This window comes from Bifidobacterium asteroides, assembly GCF_048001765.1.
GTDB classification, from domain to species: domain Bacteria; phylum Actinomycetota; class Actinomycetes; order Actinomycetales; family Bifidobacteriaceae; genus Bombiscardovia; species Bombiscardovia asteroides_K.
In genome coordinates, this window is the sequence record NZ_CP181447.1 from 982819 (window position 1) to 1005840 (window position 23022).

A 23022-nucleotide genomic window follows, 5' to 3' on the forward strand; every position below is an offset into this window, starting at 1 on the left:
AAGGGGTTGGGAATGTGGTGTTTGTGCCGCCCCCTTCCATTCTGGCCCGGGCCGCTGCGACTCAAGCCCCGAGCGTCTCCGCCCACACCCCGCTCCGGCCGAGGGGGCCGAACAGCATGCCCCCTCGGCCTCCGGGGGAGTGTTCGGATCCACGCGGGGGCTTGACTCTCCGCTATACCCGGGCCGCCATTCCAGGCGTCGGCACAAACAGTCCCGGCACCAAGGAAAGGAACACCCATGAACACCACAACCAGCCTCCAGGACGACGTCAAGCAACTGAGCCAGGACCACCAACTCATGCTCACCGCAGGCCGACAGGCCCTCGACAGCATCATGCGCATACTCGACGGCACCCACCAGCCCGAAGCCATAGGACACGACCGGCTCACCCGCATGGCCGCGCTGATAGAAACCTCACTGCCGCACCGCGACGCGCTCCTGGTCGCCGCCATCAACCCCGACACCACCCGAGACGACCTGACCACCATCACCGAACAACCCCACGACCCCGCCGCCGTCAAACTCATCTTCACCAGCCTCACCACCTGCTTCGAAGGCCGGACCCCCGTCAACCAGGAACGCGCCGACAGAGCCTACAACCTCTTCGACCAGCTCACCGCCGCCGTCGGCCCCACCCCACACCTCAGCGCCTCCAGAGCCTACCTGGCCTGGGCCGCCCGCGACCCCGACCAAGCCAGCTCATACATGGTCCAAGCCCTCACCCTCGACCGAACCAACAACCTCGCAGCGCTCATCGCCCTGGCCCTCAGTAAGAACATCAACCCCACCGACGACTAACACCACACACAACCAAACCGAAGAGGTCTCCTCCCAAACCAAGGAGGAGACCTCTCCGCGTCCGATGCGTTTCTCCCGCCCCATAAAAGGGGCACTCGAATCCGCTTCATTCCCTAGGAATGATCGTTGTTTAGATTAATCATGCTTGTCTGCAGCATCAACGGCATGAATGACGAGTAGGGAGATGAGAATGGTGAGAACCTCAGTTATCAAAGATGAGAGCGCCATGGCTTCCCACCTGCTGAAGGCCAAGGCCATCAACCCCATGAGAAACACAAAACTCACAACTTCGCTAACAAGCTTCTTCAAGACCTTGTGACTGCTCATGCTAAACAACACATCCACCAACGCATCAGTTATGTAGGTACCAAAGAACCACAACAGAAAGATAACGATGGTACCCAAAACCCCACGCCACCCATGCACCCAGGAACGAACGCCACCGAAAGGGAGCAAGCGATAAGTGACACCAATGCCGACCGCAAAAGGAAAGACAAAACCCAACAACACAGTTCCGAAAAAACCAACACCGGTAATCGCATCCGAAACCGTTACATGGTCTGATCGTCCACGGTCACTCATCGCTCACCCCTCTCTCCATGAATCAGAGGAACAAATCAACCCATGTCGCCGTGTATTCAGCAATATCGTAAGGGATGCCCAGCTGCATCAAACCTGAGACGATAGCGGCATGAGTCCAGACGCCGGTGGCTTCCAGGAAGTCTGCAATCCGACCGGCCCACGGAGCAATCTTGGCAGGAAGCTTGGAACCTCCCCAGCGCAGAAGCTTAATGACAGCTTTCTTGGCGATCGTCGTAGCCCAATTCCTCGATTGGAAGCCATTACCGGCAGTGCCATCATGCATCGAGAATGCATACTCGGTCAGGATGCCAGCACCTTCATAATCACCGTTTTCCCATGCGGTATCCGCTATCTCCAGCACATCCCTCGGAGTCAGCGAATCGGTGACTTGACTCACGATAGATGTCGAAGCGGTATCCACAGGCTCTGCAGCCATCGCCTGACTGGGAACCATGGCGACTCCCATAGACAGCGCAAGTGGAACAGCAACGCTGGCGAGCAACCTACTTTTGATAGTGTTCAGAGCTTTCATCATAAGCCCCTTTCCGTTTGTTGAGTCAATTCATCCTTGATAACCAATAACGAAGTCAGCGGTGTCAGCCATGGCACCTCTGACAACCCAGCTAAAACTGGAATACTGCACTGATAGATAGGCCTAACTATCATTCTTGAGTTATTACATCAACGGTGACAGTAGCACCACCGTTACACCATCATAGGGCTATAGGAACTAAACGCGTTGTTTATGTTGGGGGTTTGGCCTTGTGGCTGTAAGCGTGTTGGGTGGTTGTTAATAGGTCGGGTTGTTAATAGGGGTCTTGCAGGGGTGCCCGTTCCTGTTCGATTGGGGAATGAGAACCAGATCGAAGAGGGCCAGGCATTGCCCCATATGCCATGGGCGGATGCGCAAGCATGGGCGCAACAGATCAGGCACGCAGCGCTGGATGTGTCCGTCCTGCTCGATCACGTCCACCGCGCGCAGGCAGGACCGGGCCCGCGCCGCGCAGTTGAGGGAGTTCCTGGACCGGCCGCTGACGGGCAGGACCCGGGAACAGATGGGGCCATGGGCGCCAGGGCCTGGCGTAAACGGGTCGGCTGGTGCTGGAACATCAAGCCGGCAATCACACCGGACGGGGTGGTCCATCACACGCTCATGGCCGACGGCACGTATATGGCACACGGCTGGTGCCTCCTGATAGCGATCGACGGGCAGACGGGCCAGGTCATCGACTGGCAGTGGTGCCATCAGGAGAACACGGCGGCCTACACGGCCCTGTCCTCCCGCATCCCCGGGCCCGACGTGCTCATCACCGACGGCCTTCGCGGCGTGCAGAAAGCCTGCCATGCCTGCTGGCCGGGCACGCGCATCCGACGCTGCCTGGTGCACGTGCAACGCACCACCAAAACCGACCCGACACTCAAACCACGACTTCAGGCCGGCAAGGAACTCAAGCGACTCTCCGACCAGCCCACCCGGGTCCATACCATCGAGGAAGCGGTGCGTCGGGGTGAGGCCTTGAACGCCTGGCACGAAAGATGGAAAACCCTCATCGACGAACGCACCATGGCCAAGGACGACCCAGCCAACCCCAAAGCCAGCCACCAATCCTGGTGGTGGACCCACCAGGAACTCCGCCGCTGCTACCGCAGGCCCGAACACCTCTTCCAAGACAGGCAGCTCTTCGCCTTCCTGGAACCCGAACCCACCGCCGGCGGGCCAGTGGAACGCACCACCAACCGGCTGGAAGGAGGAGTCGACTCACCCATCAAACGCACCCTCCTGCAACACCACGGCCCACCCGAGAGCCACATGAGACGCGCCTGCGAACGGCACTGCTACATGAAAACCGACAACCCCGACCCCGCCAGCCTGATCAGGGACGAACACCACCAGCCACAACCAGCACCCAAACGGGAAACCAGACAGGAACAGGACGAGCCCGAACACTACGGCACCGCCATCAACTGGAACGAGTTCCACACACCAGTCAGATACCCCAACACCACACTCTGACCAACACACAACCAAACCCACACACAGAACCTAAAACAACGCGTTTAGTTCCTATAGGCCCATTTAAATCAGTTGAGTCAACATTGTTGTATAGGATATGCCCCGAATCCGGCCTATAAAAAGCCTCCAATAGGGAAAGCAGCGTAGTTTTACCTGAACCCGACGAGCCCACGATGACGGTTCTTTGGTGTGGGACTGCGCTAAAACTAATGTTCTGCAGAGTGGTATTTCGTTCATCATCTTTGTCCGCTGTATTGTAAGAAAAGCATACATCTTTGAACTCCAGCGTAATGTTGGCTGTATCAAACGAGGAATGCCCATCTGGGGAAAGCATATTGCTCGAACTTACGGTTTCGCTTTTATCGCGCAAAGATTCAATGTCTTCTATTCTCCTGAGTGGTCCTAAAGCTTTGAAAGCCGTGGTTATAGATGAGGAAAAGGAGCTTAGCGAAGAAACAACCATAGTCAAATACATTGAAAAGGAGATGAAATTAGAAATATCAAGATCCCCTTTCGCTATTTCCGCGCCGCCAAAGGAAAAAACGATTAGTAAGGTCAGCTGTATGGCGCAGTTCACAATGGACCGAATGATTGTTTCCTTGTTGGCCACTTTTACTGTTGCCCGATACACTTCTTCTGCGGTACCGACTACTCTTTTCGTTTCAGGCACTGTTGCCATAAAGGCCTTAATTGTGCGAATTCCAGCTAATGATCGCAGTATGGCATTAGACAGTCTTGCTGTCTTAGCTTGTACCAGTTCGGTATAGGCCTGCAGACGAGAAGAAGCAGCAATCATCAACAGAATGGATGTGCACGAAGTTATAAGTGCCACGGCAAAGAGTCTGGTATCAATGAACAGCATAGCGACAGCTGATCCGCAAGCTGTTAACAGATTCGCGGCCACTTTAAAGAAGTCTGATGACAGGGCTGAGCGTAACTCATTAGTATCTGAGATGACAGTTGAGACATAGTCACCCGACTCCCTCTTATCATACTCTTGTACCGGCAGGCCGAGGATACAGGTAATGAGATTGCTACGTTTATCGAAAACTATTTTCGCCGCAAGGCGGTTTGCCATATTGGATCCCAAACCATCCAGGACGATGCCTGCTACAAACAAAAGCGCCAAGACTGCAATTGGTCTCACCAACTTCTGACTCTGTTCTATGGCGTGTAGAAGATAATTGACACACAGAGGTTGTAGTAACGCCAGACCTGAAGACACTATACCCACAGACATCACAACAACAGTGATAGCTGTGTGCGGTTTCAATAGTCTGAATACATTAAAAATTGTGGTTTTTTGACGTTGCTGAGTTTGCATAGTTGACATGATTTCCGCTATTCGCCTATGGCTGTTTGGACGGTTTCAATTGCCGATCGCTTCAAACTAGAACGTGCAGAGAAAAATGTGGAAAGTGTTCCCGCGGCGATAATGGGCACAGCAAGGATAATGAAGAACTTCCAGGGGAAGACCACTACAAAGAGATTCTTGGAAAGAGGGAGGAATGTCACAGCGGTGAAAACTCCGACGAGCAAGGTGGCCCCCGCAGAGATAAGGATACCGGTGGTCACGAGGATGAAACCATCCAAGGCCGATATGGCAAGTAGCTGTCCGGGCACAGCGCCCGCGATGGAGATAAGGGCCAGATCAAGGTTGCGTTCCTTGGCAGAGATGGCGAAACTGGCGACCGCACCGATTACAGCAATGAGCAAGGCCGACCACAGGCTGGACATAAGCTCTATCGGTGTGGCTGATCCCATGTCTTTCAACTGGGGAAAGCCACTTATGGCAGCAGTACTGGTTTGACCTGTGATTAACAATCCACCGAGCAGGAACAGGCAAGCAGTCAGTGAGATGATGGTGGAGCCGAATGCCTTCCCGCGACTTCTCACAATGGCTTGTGCCCGTGCGATCTTCCAGACATCGGATTGCACAGGAACCAGATTCGTCCATGTTTTGGTGGCCCATTGGATGATGGGTCCTCCAGAATAGGCCAGAGCGACCAGAAACAGCAGTATCGCGATGATCGGGCCTAATGACATGGGTTGCATGATGATGCCCAATTGGGTCTTACTCAGAGTTTTGGGGTCGTTCAACACCAGGATGACGGCAGCGACAGCCGGTGCCAGCAGGGCGATGAAACCACCGATAATAAGGAATCTCCTCAGACCGCGCCCAGCTCTCGTGACGTGGACTTCCTCAGTTCCTGAACCTCTCAGCAGCTCAACCGGAAGCACTTTCCTCAAAGCACGCAGAGTAAAGAGAGCACCCAACAAAGCCACAATGAAACCGACTGCAAGCCCCCTCAAAGCAAAGTCTAAGAAACCCTGCCAAGTAAAAGTGATAAGCGGCGGTAACAGCACGGCCTCCAACTGGAACTTTAGAATCCGTGGGGCAAGAATTGGCGCCAGCGCCATACCAACGATGGAGGAGATCAGAGTCAGCACGAACACCTGCACCATGGTGAGGGTCAGCACCTGCCTAGGTGTGGCACCAAGCAGGGACAACAATGCAAGTCCCTTCCGCCGCTGCCTTATGGAAGCCTGAATCGTCACCATAATGACCAGGCAACCCAGGACCATTGCTATCTGGTAGACCGAGTCCACGTTAGTGCTGAGATGGTGAGATACCACACCCACTTCCCCCGGGGAATCATGTTTGAGATCATTGATTCCCTTGCATACACTCATGGCGCACAGAATCGTCTGCGTGACCACAAGCACAAGAAACACACCGGCCCAGATTCCTCTATTGGCTTTCAGATCATTCAACGCCCACTTCATGACTTACACCTTTCACGCCGCATCGCCATACAGAATCAGGGCAATAACTACGCTTGCTCTTCCACATTCCCTGATGCGACAAATCCGCCATCACTCATGGTGTATACGACGTCGCATTGCCGGGCCAGGCGGAGATCGTGTGTGACCACGACCACGCATTTACCGGGTCGATGGGAGAAGTCCCGCAACTGCGAGAAAACCAACTGTCCGGACTTCTGGTCAAGAGCACCTGTCGGCTCATCGGCGAACACAACATCGGGATCCGCGACCAAGGTGCGAATCAAGGATACCCGCTGCTGCTCACCACCTGAGAGCGAACTAGCTGCGTCATTGTCGTGCCCGCTCAAGTGGAACTTATCCATGAGGGCATCGATGCTTCCTTGATCGACCTTGCGATGGCTGAGAGTCAAGGGGAGCAGGATATTGTCACGAACGGTCATGGACGGGACAAGATTGTAGGACTGAAACACAAACCCGATATGCGATCTGCGAAACAAAGCCAAGTTACGCTGGTTCTTCTTAGTTAGTTCCTCACCCAGCACCCACACATTTCCTTGAGATGGCTGTTCAAGACCAGAAAGGCAATATAGCAAGGTGCTCTTACCACATCCAGAGGGCCCTGTAATTGCGGTCATGGCACCACCAGCAGCAACAAAAGAAAGATCATTGAACACCACAGTGGGAGTCCCGTCACCCGAGACGAAATTCTTACTTAGCTGTTCAGCTACTACCACACCATCACGCATAATATTAACCTTCATGGTACTGAGATCAGAGTATCGCCAGACCTCATGCGATTATAAAGCCCCACGACAACGAGTACTGAATCGGACATTTCTATTGAAACAAACGCCCCATATCTGAAAAAGATAGGTCCGTTATTGTACCTTAAATCACTGAGGATATAAGGTCCTGGTTCACCGCCTATTGCTTCCTCTAGTTTGAGGGTTAATCTTTCAAGATGCTCATCAGAAAAGGGATATATGGTTATGAATTTTCCACTAGAGCTGCGTCCTGCATATTTGGTATTGGAGGATCGGTACTGTTGTTTATCCCTGAGATATTTGAACATAACATGCTCTGAAATACAGATTTTAGAAACTTTTTCTAAAACTGATTGTGCATTGTCAAGGGAAGCCGTCACATGAATTTTCCATCCGTGGGTCCTCATTATGCAAGCAGTCGGCTGCATATATGTCCATACTACGGATTTATTTGAAGCCCATCCTATCGGACAGTCAGGTTCAGGATCCCATGACTCTTCGGCATGTGCCATGAGACTACGGCTATCGACAAAGAAAGGAGATCCTGGGTGCGTCGCCCGCATGTATACAGCTTCCCCAATCATTGCGTCTCCCATCGTTGCGGACTATGCTTTGTAGTAATATTATCAGAACCCGGTTCAGTGTCAACTTCTGTTTTAACTCGCTTCTTGAATATTAATAACTTGCTCATTGCCTTTGATAGCTAAGTACCCATACGTCGCCTTTTAAGATGGCAACTTTCCTTTGAGTAGAGATGGACCTTCAATTGCTGCATCCAATGATGTCAAGACACCAAGCCGTTTGCATAGCAAACTTTTCCCAGCGTCTATACTTACCTGATCCTCCCCCGTGGCTTCCATTCTGAATGATATTAACGACTGCGTCTGCACCGATTTCCTGGAGCAGTGACACCCACTTCAGAGATTCTGGGCTATAGGAACTAAACGCGTTGTTTATGTTGGGGGTTTGGCCTTGTGGCTGTAAGCGTGTTGGGTGGTTGTTAATAGGTCGGGTTGTTAATAGGGGTCTTGCAGGGGTGCCCGTTCCTGTTCGATTGGGGAATGAGAACCAGATCGAAGAGGGCCAGGCATTGCCCCATATGCCATGGGCGGATGCGCAAGCATGGGCGCAACAGATCAGGCACGCAGCGCTGGATGTGTCCGTCCTGCTCGATCACGTCCACCGCGCGCAGGCAGGACCGGGCCCGCGCCGCGCAGTTGAGGGAGTTCCCGGACCGGCCGCTGACGGGCAGGACCCGGGAACAGATGGGGCCATGGGCGCCAGGGCCTGGCGTAAACGGGTCGGCTGGTGCTGGAACATCAAGCCGGCAATCACACCGGACGGGGTGGTCCATCACACGCTCATGGCCGACGGCACGTATATGGCACACGGCTGGTGCCTCCTGATAGCGATCGACGGGCAGACGGGCCAGGTCATCGACTGGCAGTGGTGCCATCAGGAGAACACGGCGGCCTACACGGCCCTGTCCTCCCGCATCCCCGGGCCCGACGTGCTCATCACCGACGGCCTTCGCGGCGTGCAGAAAGCCTGCCATGCCTGCTGGCCGGGCACGCGCATCCGACGCTGCCTGGTGCACGTGCAACGCACCACCAAAACCGACCCGACACTCAAACCACGACTTCAGGCCGGCAAGGAACTCAAGCGACTCTCCGACCAGCCCACCCGGGTCCATACCATCGAGGAAGCGGTGCGTTGGGGTGAGGCCTTGAACGCCTGGCACGAAAGATGGAAAACCCTCATCGACGAACGCACCATGGCCAAGGACGACCCAGCCAACCCCAAAGCCAGCCACCAATCCTGGTGGTGGACCCACCAGGAACTCCGCCGCTGCTACCGCAGGCCCGAACACCTCTTCCAAGACAGGCAGCTCTTCGCCTTCCCGGAACCCGAACCCACCGCCGGCGGGCCAGTGGAACGCACCACCAACCGGCTGGAAGGAGGAGTCGACTCACCCATCAAACGCACCCTCCTGCAACACCACGGCCCACCCGAGAGCCACATGAGACGCGCCTGCGAACGGCACTGCTACATGAAAACCGACAACCCCGACCCCGCCAGCCTGATCAGGGACGAACACCACCAGCCACAACCAGCACCCAAACGGGAAACCAGACAGGAACAGGACGAGCCCGAACACTACGGCACCGCCATCAACTGGAACGAGTTCCACACACCAGTCAGATACCCCAACACCACACTCTGACCAACACACAACCAAACCCACACACAGAACCTAAAACAACGCGTTTAGTTCCTATAGGCCTGTGAAGACCCTCCAGGCCGTCCTGGGCCACGCCTCTGCTACCGAGACCCTGGCACTTACGCTGATCTGTGGCCGAATCGCACCGGTGAAGTGGCAGTAGTTATCGGAAAGGAGATCCGAATTTGACAATGGAAGTTTGCCCATAGCTGCGACCATGCTGGACGGCAATCAGGCTCTTGGAGCTTCAAAATAACGAGACGGTGCTTCTGCTCAAAAATGTGCCCAAGCACTGTCTTCTGTGAATTTGTTAATACCTCAGACTTTTGCAATAACTATGCAATAATGCGCAATTCTTTGACGTTTTACGCCTATTCGTAAATAACAATGGAAAGCTATAGGAGCGCATCCCAGGTGCTGGTCCAACGTGGGACAGGGGCATCCGAGCATACCTGCGTCATCGCTGACGCATGCGGGAGTTTTTTATGACTGTGGTCGTTATTAATTGGCTCACTCATTCTTTGATGTAACCCCCTTCGACGATTGATTTGACTGTTTTATAATCAACTTTCCATGTATCGCCCTCTTTAATAAATCCCAAGTCCATGACGACAGGAGTAGTCAAGACCGCGGTTCGGCCATCTCTACCTTTCATCACTTTGCCTTCATCGATTCCGTTCGTGATTTTATTGAAATCTTCTGTACGGTTCTTCGTAAAACGCATAAGGGTCGATCCGGTGGCATACTTAGCTTTCACCGAGGAATCCTCTAAGCACTCATGACTTCCAAGGCTAAGAGCTTTCTGTCCATCACCCATATAAATGTTTTTAAAGTATTCCTTGGCAACGCCCTTAATCTGAGAACTCTCTTCTACTGATAAAGATTGGTTACTATGCGATAGTTTTCCAGAGTCCTGACCGCACCCGGATAAAATTGAAATACACAGAATAGCAGATAGCAGCGCAGCCAGGAATGCTTCGGCTTTCCTGGACGTTTTGATGCTCATTAATCGAAGAAGCATTGTCGTCTCTTTCACTTATTTTGGTGGTCTCAAAAATAAAAGATCCGGCAGGCAAATAAACTAGGATTCACTCGCACAGGCCTTTCAATTAATGATAAAATTCCTTGTTAATTCAATACGAATCCTACTATGAAGGTACTATTCCATTGAATTATCTACACCAAGCAACACTCGGCGTACTGCAGAAGCAGAACGAGTAAGAGCTCATACCTCTGCCTCGGCTTGCTTTAGATTGAGTCTCAGCGGTTTTTTGTAAACTGAAGACGTAACCCATGTTCTTTCACCTCCTATTCTACTGTTAGTGGCGGCGTTGGAATTTTACAATGCACCAGGCTAAAACTACTGGGGCAAAAGAAGAAGCTGTAGGAACTGTATTTATTGCCCCTTTGATTTTCTCCAGCCTGCTTCTGCAACGATAAAACAAAACCCATTTTGACTCTTTAAGATGCACTACATATGAATATGTGGCATTGCAAACAATTCTTAACCATCCATAGACTGTGGATTATCGAAGACACCGACTCACCAGCGAATCTATTTTCACAATTTTAAAGAAAAGTGGTTACTGGCGCAACCTACAGACTAAATGAAATTCCTTTGTTGTTCTGGTAACAGACAGAATTCTAAGCATAACGCGTGCTGCTGAGCCGTTCTATCTTGTGGAGCTTGCGCCATAAGGTATCGCGAGCAGCTCGCCACTGATCGCTGAAAAAGTAAACACAATACTCCAAGAATCTTCCTGAAAACTTACACACTTATTGCCACAGTCCCGAGGCCACAAGAGATGCCATGTTTGACAAGTGGGGCGAAAAGTATCCTGCTATTCAACGACTATGGGAGAACGCGTGGGGGCAATTCATTCCGTTCCTGCACTATGATGCGGAGATCCGCACGGTCATCTGTTCCACTAACGCTATCGAAAGTTTGAATGCTAGGTTCCGAAGGTCGGTGCGAGCCCGGGGTCATTTCCCGACCGAGCAAGCAGCACTCAAATGTCTCTACCTCACGGCACGCTCACTGGATCCTACTGGGAAGGGCCAAGTACGCTGGACCATGCGATGGAAACCAGCATTGAACGCGTTCGCCATCACTTTCGCTGACCGCTGGCCCGACGCGAAAGACTACTAAATGAAAATCGCCAGTTACACACATAACGAGACAGTCCCATTATCGGGGTTGTCAGAGTACATTTTGATGCTTTTCTACATTTCTTGACCACCCGACGACAGGTGTTCCTGCCTTGAAATCAGAGCAGACTAGATGCTTACTCGTCATTTCATGCTCACCGTTATTTTCAAATCTTCTTATACTGCTGGCCGCAACCAACAACCCACTTGTCGTTACACTGTCGGGGAGCTATTGACTAACTACCCTATGCGAGGGTGAAATAAAATCGGGCACATTTCGGGCACCTCGCTACTCATAAGTACCTGCGTCAGTTCGTATCAGTTAGTACTCGGAACATGCTAGGATTGGCTGTATACCTTGGATTATTAGCATCAGTTAAAGGCAGATCGCATGTACCAGAACAGCGGCTTATCTTACAATGGGTCGCGGGTTCAAATCCCGCCGGCCCGACAAGAAACCAATGGTTCCAAGCCGCTTGGGCTTCGGAACTTCTCTTATTTCCAGAGTCGGGCACATTTCGGGCGCATTGCTTGTGCAAGGTTCCCTTCCCAGCTCATTTCGGCCGTACTGTGTTTCGGGTTATACACCAAAACAAAGCTTATGGAACTGTACTGAGTCAAGTGTGCTGTATGGCAAATCAGGCTGCATGCTTGTATGAGAGCCCGCTATCACTCTGCAACGGTTGGCGGCTGGACCTTAAATGCACCTGAGGTCAAAGCAAGAAGAAGATCTGCCCGGGCTGCTTGCTGGGACAAAGCTACCTTCTTGTCGTGGCCTTATCCGGCCAGTTGGTACAGGTAAAGCCCCCGTTTCCCGTTGCCAGCCGAGGACGGCTGTCACCAGAGCAGGGCCGCAAGAGCGTACCCGGCAACAGCGCAGACCACGATTACGAGCAGCAGAAACAACAGCCTCTTCCTCAGGCTGGGCATATGGACACGATCAGATCGGTCCACCTCTTCACCCGCCAGGAAAGCCTTGATCTCCCTGTAGGTCCGGATATCGTTTCGTCGTTTGATGTTCTCCTCAAGGCCGATGATCATTCCGAACAGGACCAGGAGGGCGAGGAGCCCCATGAGTGAAAGCGGCCACGGCCACTCCCGCTTGGCAACTGCGACCCCATACAGCACCAGCCCATCCACGATGAAGATGACCGCGGCCAGGCCAGAGAGGATCATGTTCAGGATCTTCATGCTTCGTACGTCTTTATCGAGCGCCTGCTTCATGGTGTCGAGGTCTCCTTTGATCAGCTGGTCGACGCTCACGTCGAAGAGGTTGGACAGGAGGAGCAGGTTCTGCACGTCCGGGTAGGTACGGTCGTTCTCCCAGTTGGATATGGTCTGGCGGGACACAAATATCCTCCCCGCAAGATCGTCCTGGGACATGCCCCGCTCCGAGCGATACCGGCGAATCTGACTGCCCAGTTCCATACCCCTGCCACCCGCCTTCCCCGGCCATCGTCCGCTGATCGATGTTAGTTGATGACCATGCGCCTGCATCATCGAGGCCTGCGCAGGTCCGACCCCTTCAAGCTATCAACACACCCCCCTCCATACCAAAAATTCCCCCGCCAAAAGTCTTTGACACCCTTGTTTTTCAAGGATTATCGGCATAATTCAGTCTCAATAGAGGTTGGACAAACATCCCCAGATGGGCTATCAGCGCCGCACCAAGCACTCTCCTCTTATTGCCCATTGCCTAGCTGCTGACCTCGGCGGAGGCGGTGGTACATCATCCTTGAAGTGAATCTTCGCACAGTAGGTCGTCGAGTTCACTCGCGAGGCGGATGTTGCCGCCGCTGGATTTCATTTCTGTCGCCATCGCCGCCAAGGATTCGCGGATCCGGTGGCTATTCATGACCTCTCGGGCAGTATGGGCCAAGGTCTTGGAGGACAGGTCCTGACGGCGGATGACCCGGCCCAGTTCCAGCTCCTGGACCCGCCCGGCGACGGCTGGCTGGTCGTCGGCCATGGGCACCAGGACCATGGGCACCTGGCTGTAGAGGGCTTCGTTGACGCTGTTCATGCCGCCGTGGGTGATAAAGAGAGAAGTGTGGTCAAGTACCGCCAGCTGGTTGACTGAATCGTAGATGTGGAAGTTGCCGGGGATGCGGCCGAGCTTGGATCGGTCGAACCTGGAGCCGACGGCCATGACCACCTCGACCGGCTGGTCGCCGAAAGCCCGGATGCAGTCCAGGTAGAACTTGGTGAAGTCGTTGAAGAGCGTGCCCAGTGAGGCATAGATGATCGGCCGGTCCCCGGCCTCCTCCACCAGCCGGTCGACCGTCTCGTCTGTGCGAGGTCGCCCGTCCAGGGAGGGGCCGATGAAGTGGAATCGATCCGCAGGCAGGCTCTCGTGGTCCATCTGGAAGGACTCGGCCGTATAAACGTAGGTCATGGTGGGCAGGTTGGCGACCATCTCCCGAACCAGGTCATCGCTCTCGATCAACCCCCGGCGATGCATCAGGCGGGAAAGCAGCTTCAACGCCAAGCCGCCCTTGAGCATGAGCGAGACATGCCAGCCGCCGGTGGCGGTGATTGTTTCCAAGACTTTGGGCGTGTATGCGAAGATGGAGTTGAGGCGGATGGAGGGCAGCCCGAGTCGGTCGGCCAGTGTCTTGCCGTAGACGAAGAAGCCCTCGTAGAGCAATGCGCTGTACTTTCCCTCCCTGCCCACTCGTAAGACAGTGCGCGCGGCCTGGGCGATCGACTTGACTGAACTCTCGAACCTGCCGGGGTGCTCACTATAGGAATCATAAGAGATGAACCGCGCTCCGGTGGCCTCCACCGCCTCCCGCCAGCGCGGATCAGCGATATAGTCAACCCTGTATCCCTTCCCCATCAGAGTCCGAACCGTAGCCAGAGTCGGGTTCATGTGCCCCTGATAAGGCAGATTCACCATCAGCAGTCTCCTTGGCCGGTGGGCGTAGATCTCGGTGTTGTCCAATACCCTGTCACTGCCTTGCTCCATACACCACACCGTCCTCTTACTGTGGATCCAACATCATCGTCTTACTGGAATAACGTACTTATTCGTTCTCTGGGACCTAGAGAATTTCCACTCGTGAAGCATCACTTTCAATCACATATAGTGGGGTGCCTGCTTTTTTCTCAACAACAGTTCCAGACAAACACCGAGACCCTAGAAGCAATGATCCATTAATAGACTTTACATGATATCCGTTTTCTGGTTGATGACTTTCATATAAAGTCACCCTTGATGATGAAGCAGAAATTGAACACTCTTCCTTCACCTGTAATGATGTTGAGCTGATACTGCTGTTGGTTACGGAGAACGTCGCGGATATGCATGAACTGTGCTGTATCTGTAAGGATCCACCGGAAAACTGACCTCCAAGTTTTCGGACATTGATGCCATCAATACGGGCGGAACCAGATGAAACCTGAATATTCAGCTCATCCAGTATGTGATGCTGCGATAGAGCGATCACCAGCGAAGGATGAGTCCACAACCAAAATAATGAGGGTCTTCCCCTATCTGCCTTGTTTCTCCAGATCGGAAACCGTTGTGCAATGGTCAGAGTATTTCCATGCGTCTTGCTTGTGGTGAAGTTGCCTTGGTCACAAGAGCGAAAATAAATACCAGGATATTGCGAAGACAAAACAATTATTTGTATATCACTGGTTGATGTTGATATCGAACTGAGTTGATCCAATTCCATATATTTATGAAGGCTTTTTACGTCTATCATGTTCTACTCTCCCCCCTGAACGCTTGTACGGCTGCCTCGAAACAGATGACAGCAAGGACGAAGGCGACAACTATGGACACCGTCATTCCTCCATCCATTCCGAAGCCTACCGCTTGCCTGGCACCTTCAACAATGTAAGTAAGTGGGTTGAAACGAAATTCCAGCCGGATCAATCGGGCCTAGTGCAAGCACTACATATTAGACAAATTTGACTACATATTCATTCTGTCGAACGGTCAACTATAAGACAGATACACTGATAGTCAGCTTTTACTATCTGAATGGACGAATATTGGCGGTATGGAGTTACGGTGGGCGTAAACATCACAAGACTTTTGGTTCTCGGAGTGGTCATCCTACGGGAACCGTCATACGGATACGAAATCGAGAAGGAACTCAAAAATTGGAATGCGAATCTATAGGCCGGCATAGCGAAAGCTTCCGTCTACAACCAGTTGAAAACCCTGGCAAATAATGGCATGTTGAAATTCGATTCAACCGTAAAGACGAAATTCGGCCTACACAATATCTGTATTGCACAACTGAACAAGGGAAGCAAGAGTTCAATACCACCAACCCTCAGCCAGGCGGCCTCATGTCGATACTGTTATTCATTCCTTTCCTGTCTCAGGAAGAAATATCAAATGCTTGCCAAAACCGTTACAGTATTATTCCTCATTTATCAAATCATTCAATAAAGAAATGGAGAAATGGTTTCCACCGGAGACAGAGAGGATATCGTATATAAAAGAGATTTTTATTGCGAAAAAGCCGCAATCGAAGCAGAGCAAACGTGGTTGCTGGATTTTCTCGACAGACTCCCTTCATACTTTCGCCACTGATGACCGTCTCCGAATACAATCGATAAGATTCTCTGCACTGAAATAAGGCTGCAAACCAAATCGGGCATATTCCGGGCACATTGATACACTGACGTACCCGTTCAGCTCGTATCAGTTAGTACTCGGAATACGCTAGTATCGGCAGTATTCCAGTCGTTATTAACAGCAGTTACGGGCAGCTAGTATGTACACGTACAACAGCCTTTTTCAACAAGAGGTCGCTAGTTCAAATCCCGCCGGCACGGTCAAATCAACGAATCCAAGGTTTTTGGCCTTGGAATTTTTTTTATTCCCGGACGTTGGGCGCGTATTTGGTATTTCGCCGGCCTTCCGGTATTATTTGCTCTTTCTCTGCACTGCGCTGTGGCAGATTGAGGGTGGCATTTTTATATGAAGGCACAATACAACCGGAATTTCACTAACTCGCGCCCCCTACCCTGCACACCAATATCAGGCTGCTGGGTGTCCTGGAATCATTTGGCCTCCCAGCGTATCGAACTTACAGCGTCCAGGAGGCTTTCGTCGTGGGAGACGACCACTAGGGCTCCTTTGTAGGGTGCCAGTACCTCGGCCAGAGCTGACTGGGAACGTAGGTCCAGATGATTGGTCGGTTCATCCAGGATCAGTAGCTGGGGATGCTCCAAGAATCCCAGGCACAGCAATAATTTGCGGCCCTCGCCCGCAGAGAGTTCGTGGCCGGCCAGGAGATCTTCCGGGTCAGCGTTGAGCTGGGCGTAAGCCGTCATCAGTTTCTTTCTCTGAGCTCCAGGCAGTGCGGCCGCGTCCTTCAAGGCCCTGTGTATTCGTGCCGAGCCAATGATCTGAGGCAGGATCAGGCGGGGTAGATCCGTGGGCAGACCGGCGACCAGCAGCTCGAGCAAGGTGGATTTTCCACGTCCATTCGGACCACTGATGCCGATGTGGTCTTTCGGCCCGATGCTGATGGTCTCTAGGGCTGGCCCATGCTGGCTGTCTGTCCCGCTGTCTGTAGCTGCATTCCCGCGAAGATACAGGTTGAAGTCTTCGACGCCGTGTCTCTCCATCCAGTCACGTAGGTCGCTGCCATCAACCCGGACCAATTCACGTTTGTGGCTGGCTTCGGCCTGCAGGCTCATGCTCCCGTCATAGCGTTTGGCGGCAGTCTGTAGGTCGGCGGTTTGTCTGCTAATTGCGGCGATGCGAGCGTCGGCCTGCCGGTAGCTGCGGGCGGCTGCCGTTCCCGAGGCTCCGGGCCTGGCCAGTTTGTGACTGTTTCGGGCGTCGTGGTCGTGGGGGTCGATCCTTCCTCCCTGCTGTCTCAGAGCATCTACATGCTGGAGTTTCTGGAAGCGGGCAGCCTTGAACTGATTGAGCCTGTTCAATTCCCGGCGGTTGCTACCCAATTCCTCCTGGACGTGACGATCCTCGGCCTTTTCCTGCTCCTCGATCTGCGCCAGACTGCCCTTGAACTGGGTTAGCGTCAACACATTGCCGTCCTGTGTGTGACGTGTGCGGAAGACCAACGACCGAGGGCAGCTGGCATCAATCAGGGCCCGGTCGTGAGAGATTAATAAACCGATGCCTGCGAAGCTGTCCATGGCCTGGCCGATACGAGTCCTAGATGCTGCATCCACATGGTTGGTCGGCTCATCCAGGATCAGCAAATCAGGTTCACGGCTGAGGGAGCAGGCTACTTGGATGCGCTTCGCCTCGCCGCCGGAGAGGGTCGAATACCGGTAGGCCCAATCATCTGCTATGCCCAGGGTCCGCCTTACGGCTACGGCCCGCTGCGACCAATCGTTGGCGAAATCGTCCAGGTTACGAGGTTGTTCGGCGATGGCCTGGGGGCAGTATTCGCAGATCAAGCTGCTGGGTTCCGGACTGATTCGTCCTTGGGTCGGCGATAGGCGTCCGCACAGAAGCAGAGCCAGGGTGGTTTTGCCGCAGCCGTTGTCGCCGAGCAGGGCGGTCCAGCCCCGCTCCAAGGTCGCGGACAGATGCTCAAAAATGTCGTATGGGCTGTCCGGGTAGGCGAAGCTGAGATTGGTGATGGTGATGATACTAGGGTTCGACACGAATTTCCTCCTGATGGTGATGCGGTCTGGTTCATCATTAGGGGAATCGTCGGCTGTGACTGGTCAGCCGGTTGCTCAGCCAATCGTCGTGTAGCTGTGGCACACTGGCATCATGCTGGCATGAACGCAGTGGATGGTGCGAATACGAGTGACATAAGTTTTGGCCTGAAAACTCCCCTGCTGGCGACAGTCGCCGCAAAGAACCGCGAGTCCGTACTTTGATCACTACGCGTGGTTGGTGCATTGGAACAGGACTCACCAATTCCGGCGGTCTACGCTGACCGCCTGGGCAACTGTCTCATCACAGGCGCAAGTCGAGATCCTCTTTCTCTCGGAACACCTTGGCATATGGGGCTGTTCCTCAAAATAGCTTTCTTCCCTCAATTTTAGCCCAGAGTCTCCTCCTTTGCATCGCAGTTTCAGACAGATGTTGGTTGCTGGGCTGCCTGTGGCGAATTGGTTGAGAAATCAGCATGATTTTGTCCCTCATCATTAGTCGTTGTGAACTTGGGAGATGGTAGAGCTGATGTACTCCAACAGGGCTGCGGTTGCTGGTCCCCTCCTGTTCTGTTTACAAACACCAGGAGTGGGCTGGGGACCGCTACGGGGTCTGTAAAAGGATCGAAAATCAGGTTGGACAAAGTGATGAACTAACCTACCGGTTTCAGCTTGTATCGGTTGGTAGTGGGACTTGCTCGCGTCGGCTGAGTTCCAGTCGTTACTAGCAACAGTTAAAGGTGACTAGCATATACACGTACGGCAGCCTTTCTTAACAATGAGTCGCGGGTTCAAATCCCATCGGCCTGGCAAGACATCTGAGTCGCAAGTAAAGTTGTTCGACAGCTGTGAGAGAAAGTGTTATGCCAACTCGCCTGACATATAGCTTTGAGCTTTGCTGATTATGAGTTCTTGCAACTATTCTATTACGCTATACCAAGCGTTATTGTCAGAAATTTTGATTGAGACAAACTTATTAAATGTTATAGTCGCTGTGATCAATGGTATGAAATATGACGTGCTTGAAACGTATATTAGGCATGGGGAAAGAGAAAGGCTTCGCCGCGCTTATTGAATCGGCGGCTTTCGTTTTGCCTGTTCTGCAAAGTAAATCAGCATTGAAAGTGATAATAAGAAAAGAATGAAAAATAACAAGGCACAAATCCACGCAAGATCTGATTGCGACGAATCGAATTGAGTGAAAAGACTAGGGTGCTCGTCGCTGTAATAGCCAGCCTGAATTTGTATGGTAGCTGTGACAATCAAGCCTAATATGCTCACCGCATTCATTATTATTGCAACCACTTTCATAACTACCCCTTTTCACCGGTATTGGCCTGCGACTACTAATGGTGATTTAATTTTAGGGTATTTAACTTGACGGTAAATGTAGTCTGCACACAGCTATCACGGGCACTATCGAGCACACATCAAACGGCGCATCTAAATTAGTGCCTACTCTGTTTAGCTCGCCTCATCAATGAGCCTTAACGGTGATAACGCCACATGGCGTGTATTCTCTCTAATGATTATCAGCATTGCTTTACCTTCCAGTATCTACACTTTCAACACATAAGCCACTTCTAATGATCTGCGTTCGAAACTGGCATCGCTTCGACAAAGGAAGACGGACTTTCCTTATTGCATTAGCATGCACGAATCCCAGCACGGGACTACCCACCTCCGAAATCGGACAAGCACATAAAAGAAGCTATTTCAGATACTTGAACCGTGGCTCAACTGCCTCTCATCCTCCTGTGGTGTAGCGCTTTCTGATGCAGCACTGTAATAATCTCCCAGATCGCTGGGGGCTGTTTTTCGCCGCTATAGCTTATCGCCGATATCCCTACAAGCCGGAGTGAGTATTCTCATTCCTTCCCATTTTCAACCCTTTCGCAGGCACTGACCAATGGGGAGAACTTTCCAAGATTATTTCCATATCGGGCAGAGCTTGGATGTCAATGTGGGTGATATCACCTGAGATCGAAATGTTATGACTTGGAGCGCGGCAGGCTTAAATCCGCGAATCGTCCTCATTGTTATAACCGCTAGATGCTGTTGTAATTGCATTCAATAATAGGTCGGCACTCATTTTCAATCCCCTGCAGCTAGTAAAGATGGAATGATACGTATTATGTGCAAGCGCATCGACTCACCTTGTTTTGCTTTCTTTGGTCAATTGAGGTTTGATTGCTGGGTGAGTTTCAAGGCCGAAATATGTTTTCGATGGTTGAATCGAATACGTACGCCAGGCGGAAAGCGAGTGGCAGTGAAGGGTCGAAATGGCCTTTTTCGATCGAAATTACTGTTTGACGACTTACTCCCAGTTTTTTTGATAGTTGCTCCTGGGACCAGCCACGCTCCTTTCGCATTTTTGCCAGGCGGTTATCCATGATGGGCGAACCTCACAAGTGCATACGACAGGGCAAGGATCAAGAGCATCCCTATGAGAACAAACACCAGCATAAGAGCCCATTGATCGGCTCCCATCAAACTGGCCAGCAGGCAACCAGCCGACACCAACCCGATGAAAATACGGTATGAAAGTTGCTCGGCCTTTCCGTACCAGTGGCTCTCTATGTTCTCTTCTGCATGCGGATTTGATCCAGGCAAGGTATCGGGGTCCACCAAAATTAACCACCAAAGGCTCACGGATATGGGACAAAGTACTACGGCCACTATTAGAGCCTTGATCATCCATGGCACGGACTGTGGCATGAAGCCAGCCAGAAGGATTCCCAGAACTATGCTGCTTGCTAGGCCTGGAACCAATGCGGTTGTGAGCGCTGGCATCGAACGGGAACCGAAACGAACAGTGCCAAACGATCGGTGCTGCACATCGACAGTTGCGTCATTGCTCTTCTTGTCCTTCATGGGCTTCTCCTTTTTGGAACTCAATTCAGGATCGGGCGACCTGTATGAGCATCAGAATAAAGTAAAGTAAACTTTACGTCAAGCCAATTTGATATCTTTAACTTTACGTGGTTTACCTAACGTCTTTTACTGCGACATTTGACGTGGGACTCGAGTTTATTTTCGGTCTTACGGTCGCTATGAAACCAGGCTGTTGGGGAAAGCCACTCTGGGTGTCAGCGAAAGATCTTTCTGCTAAAAAGAATCTTAGAAACCCTTGCCCCTGATACTGTGGAAACAGTGATGGGCTCACGCATCAACCGAAGAAGATTGATATGTTTGCATTAATCAAGATTTGGCGCACGGAAGATCTTGTGACCTCAATAGGATGAGAAAATTTCTGTCTATACCGGTTACGCAGGGTTTTGCCTATTACCGATAGCAACTATTTCCTGGGCCATGGGAAGATCTGGAAGGACTTTGTAACAAGTCGTTATACAATAATTAGTTTAATTTGCGGGACCATAACCTATTGTGCGATTGTGTTTATCCTACCTTTACTGTGCAGAAAGCTTGACTGTAGTTATTAGACCGAGTATTCCAAACTCGCGGTTTTGTCATGGTAATGACGCAGGTGATTATTGGGATGACAGTTTGCTCATCGTGTTGTTCGGGATGCCTCTCTTACTTGTAATTCGACTTGTATGTTTTCGCTGAACTTGAGTGCCCATTGAGGACACCTGTTGTCTTTTGTATTAGCAGAGGAAGCCTGGTTGCGTTTGAACCCAGTTGCCATTGAGGCACGCTTGGGACAATCGACAACCCATATTGCTGATTGCGGTTTTTGCAGGACTTGATCTAAGCCTACTAAGTAGGCAAATCCAAGAATGCTTAGCTGTGGGATGCATTGCTCATATAATCATTGCTTCATTATTCTTTATGCTATAGATGTAGCTTAAATGTGCATGATTATGGCCTTTGCCTAAATGTAATTCAGAGATTGGTCTTGGCCCAATCCCTGAAACAAGCCAAGCAAAACAATGCTGATCGGTCTCAACAAACGATATTGATTGCTGCTATTTGGTACAGCTGTTTCAGCAAACATTGAGAAATCCTCATGATTCTTTTTAAGGAGTCCAATCAGTTTATAAAGGCAAGTTCGAGGAATATCCCAAGCAGACGCTGTTTACTATGAGTCATGAACGCAACGAATATTCTCGAAAGAAACATCAGCGAGCAGCACTATGTACCTGACAGGCGCCCTGCTGGCAACAGGCAAATCCCACTGGGTGAGGTTGATTCGCCTGTCTTTTACGGCAGTCCAAAACCGGTCGACGCCGATATTGTCATTCCCATATACAACGAGGATGTTCAGCTGGCTGATTCCGTATCCACTTTATGCAGCTTTCTGGATCGTCACGCCAGAGACCTGGCACCCTTCAGCTGGAATATCGTGATTGCGGACAATGCCAGCACAGATTCCAGTTGGCAGATAGCCAAGTCCCTGTGTGACTGGTGTCCCAATCAGGTACGCGCCTTGCACCTCGCGAGAAAGGGTCGCGGGTACGCTCTGAAACAAGCCTGGCTTAGCTCCAGGGCGGCAGTCGTCGCATATATGGACGTGGATCTATCCACCGACATCGGCTCTACGGGCAGCCTTATTCTTCCCCTGCTCCAGGGCGGGGCTGACATCGCCTTTGGCTCGCGTCTTATGCCGCAGTCTCAGGTCACCCGCTCCCCCAAACGTGAATTCATTTCGCGCACCTACAACCTCATGCTCCGCTCATATCTGGCGGTCTCCTTTCATGATGCCCAGTGCGGCTTCAAGGCCATCACTGCCCAGGCTGCGGATGCTCTGCTGCCGCAGGTAAAGGATGATGAGTGGTTCTTCGATACGGAGCTGCTTGTGCGCGCCCAGCAGGCTGGAATGACCATGTTGGAGCTTCCTGTTCGTTGGGTGGAGGATGCCGGCTCGACAGTCGACATTCCAGACACGGTAAAGAAGGATCTGGAGGGCATGCATCGGGTCAGGGAGGGTATGGAGGCCCGAGCGGTCGAGGAGCTTCGCGTCGACCTGGACTCCCCTGCCGTCTGGGATCAGATACGTCAGCATGAGCTGCGCGGATCCCTCTTGCCTGCCAAAGAGGGGGATTCGCATTCACGTATGCAGAATCCAGGCAAAGAAGCTGCCGCTTGCTGAGCGGCTGACAGCAAATGAAATTTCATACAGAAAGAGCAAACTTCACCTATCA

The 23022-nt window shown here is 52.0% G+C and carries 16 protein-coding genes and 3 pseudogenes; 5 read left to right on the forward strand and 14 right to left on the reverse strand.

From position 1 onward, the window contains the following. The first annotated feature begins 237 nt into the window (after window positions 1–237). A complete protein-coding gene (locus tag ACNAOV_RS03790; RefSeq protein ID WP_416518015.1) occupies window positions 238–798 on the forward strand; it encodes a hypothetical protein in 561 nt (186 codons plus the stop codon). Between the two features lie 135 nt (window positions 799–933). Here the strand turns inward: ACNAOV_RS03790 and ACNAOV_RS03795 are convergent, their stop codons facing one another. Then, window positions 934–1380: a hypothetical protein gene (locus ACNAOV_RS03795; RefSeq protein ID WP_015022033.1), complete on the reverse strand. Its 447-nt coding sequence runs from the start codon at window positions 1378–1380 to the stop codon at window positions 934–936. A gap of 22 nt (window positions 1381–1402) precedes the next feature. Continuing rightward, window positions 1403–1915, reverse strand: coding sequence for a hypothetical protein (locus tag ACNAOV_RS03800; protein ID WP_045925197.1), 513 nt, complete (start codon window positions 1913–1915; stop codon window positions 1403–1405). Window positions 1916–2231: 316 nt separating this feature from the next. Between ACNAOV_RS03800 and ACNAOV_RS03805 the strand changes: the two are divergent. Next, window positions 2232–3394: pseudogene (locus tag ACNAOV_RS03805) on the forward strand (IS1249 family transposase). Here the strand turns inward: ACNAOV_RS03805 and ACNAOV_RS03810 are convergent. Genes ACNAOV_RS03810 through ACNAOV_RS03825 form a run of 4 tightly spaced genes read right to left on the reverse strand, consistent with a single transcriptional unit; the run spans window position 3369 to window position 7457 of the window. After that, a complete protein-coding gene (locus ACNAOV_RS03810) occupies window positions 3369–4718 on the reverse strand; it encodes an ABC transporter ATP-binding protein (protein ID WP_181415147.1) in 1350 nt (449 codons plus the stop codon). The pseudogene ACNAOV_RS03805 and the gene ACNAOV_RS03810 sit on opposite strands and share 26 nt — an antisense overlap. 17 nt (window positions 4719–4735) lie before the next feature. Then, window positions 4736–6181 carry an FtsX-like permease family protein gene (locus ACNAOV_RS03815; protein WP_045924218.1) on the reverse strand — a complete coding sequence of 482 codons (1446 nt, stop codon included), beginning with the start codon at window positions 6179–6181 and terminating at the stop codon, window positions 4736–4738. Window positions 6182–6228: 47 nt separating this feature from the next. Next, complete coding sequence (locus ACNAOV_RS03820) at window positions 6229–6942, reverse strand: ABC transporter ATP-binding protein (protein WP_101433110.1); 714 nt, start codon at window positions 6940–6942, stop codon at window positions 6229–6231. Beyond that, window positions 6939–7457, reverse strand: coding sequence for a hypothetical protein (locus ACNAOV_RS03825; RefSeq protein WP_141650093.1), 519 nt, complete (start codon window positions 7455–7457; stop codon window positions 6939–6941). Before ACNAOV_RS03825 ends, ACNAOV_RS03820 begins: the two co-directional genes overlap by 4 nt. 549 nt (window positions 7458–8006) lie before the next feature. On the opposite strand from ACNAOV_RS03825, the pseudogene ACNAOV_RS03830 reads away from it, so the two are divergent. Beyond that, window positions 8007–9169 (forward strand): annotated as a pseudogene (locus tag ACNAOV_RS03830) (IS1249 family transposase). Between the two features lie 511 nt (window positions 9170–9680). On the opposite strand, the gene ACNAOV_RS03835 reads toward ACNAOV_RS03830, so the two are convergent. Then, window positions 9681–10202, reverse strand: a complete 522-nt coding sequence (locus ACNAOV_RS03835) for a hypothetical protein (RefSeq protein ID WP_416518016.1) — start codon at window positions 10200–10202, stop codon at window positions 9681–9683. Between the two features lie 759 nt (window positions 10203–10961). Here ACNAOV_RS03835 and ACNAOV_RS03840 point away from each other — a divergent pair. Next, window positions 10962–11315, forward strand: a pseudogene (locus ACNAOV_RS03840) (transposase); the annotation flags it as partial. Window positions 11316–12151: 836 nt separating this feature from the next. On the opposite strand, the gene ACNAOV_RS03845 reads toward ACNAOV_RS03840, so the two are convergent. From ACNAOV_RS03845 to ACNAOV_RS03875, 7 genes are all read right to left on the reverse strand, one after another. Then, window positions 12152–12742, reverse strand: coding sequence for a helix-turn-helix transcriptional regulator (locus tag ACNAOV_RS03845; protein WP_416518017.1), 591 nt, complete (start codon window positions 12740–12742; stop codon window positions 12152–12154). A gap of 301 nt (window positions 12743–13043) precedes the next feature. Beyond that, window positions 13044–14282 carry a macrolide family glycosyltransferase gene (locus ACNAOV_RS03850; RefSeq protein ID WP_416518018.1) on the reverse strand — a complete coding sequence of 413 codons (1239 nt, stop codon included), beginning with the start codon at window positions 14280–14282 and terminating at the stop codon, window positions 13044–13046. 76 nt (window positions 14283–14358) lie between these two features. After that, window positions 14359–15024 carry a hypothetical protein gene (locus ACNAOV_RS03855; protein ID WP_416518019.1) on the reverse strand — a complete coding sequence of 222 codons (666 nt, stop codon included), beginning with the start codon at window positions 15022–15024 and terminating at the stop codon, window positions 14359–14361. A 1315-nt stretch (window positions 15025–16339) separates the two neighbouring features. After that, on the reverse strand, window positions 16340–17920 hold the full coding sequence (locus tag ACNAOV_RS03860; protein ID WP_416518020.1) for an ATP-binding cassette domain-containing protein: 1581 nt from the start codon (window positions 17918–17920) through the stop codon (window positions 16340–16342). A gap of 1065 nt (window positions 17921–18985) precedes the next feature. Beyond that, complete coding sequence (locus ACNAOV_RS03865) at window positions 18986–19228, reverse strand: hypothetical protein (protein WP_416518021.1); 243 nt, start codon at window positions 19226–19228, stop codon at window positions 18986–18988. Window positions 19229–20121: 893 nt separating this feature from the next. After that, window positions 20122–20310 (reverse strand): helix-turn-helix transcriptional regulator, encoded by a 189-nt coding sequence (locus ACNAOV_RS03870; RefSeq protein WP_416518022.1) that lies wholly within the window; start codon window positions 20308–20310, stop codon window positions 20122–20124. Further along, window positions 20303–20791, reverse strand: coding sequence for a hypothetical protein (locus ACNAOV_RS03875; RefSeq protein ID WP_416518023.1), 489 nt, complete (start codon window positions 20789–20791; stop codon window positions 20303–20305). Before ACNAOV_RS03875 ends, ACNAOV_RS03870 begins: the two co-directional genes overlap by 8 nt. Window positions 20792–21968: 1177 nt before the next feature. On the opposite strand from ACNAOV_RS03875, the gene ACNAOV_RS03880 reads away from it, so the two are divergent. Next, window positions 21969–22970, forward strand: coding sequence for a dolichyl-phosphate beta-glucosyltransferase (locus ACNAOV_RS03880; protein ID WP_416518024.1), 1002 nt, complete (start codon window positions 21969–21971; stop codon window positions 22968–22970). Window positions 22971–23022: the final 52 nt, after the last annotated feature.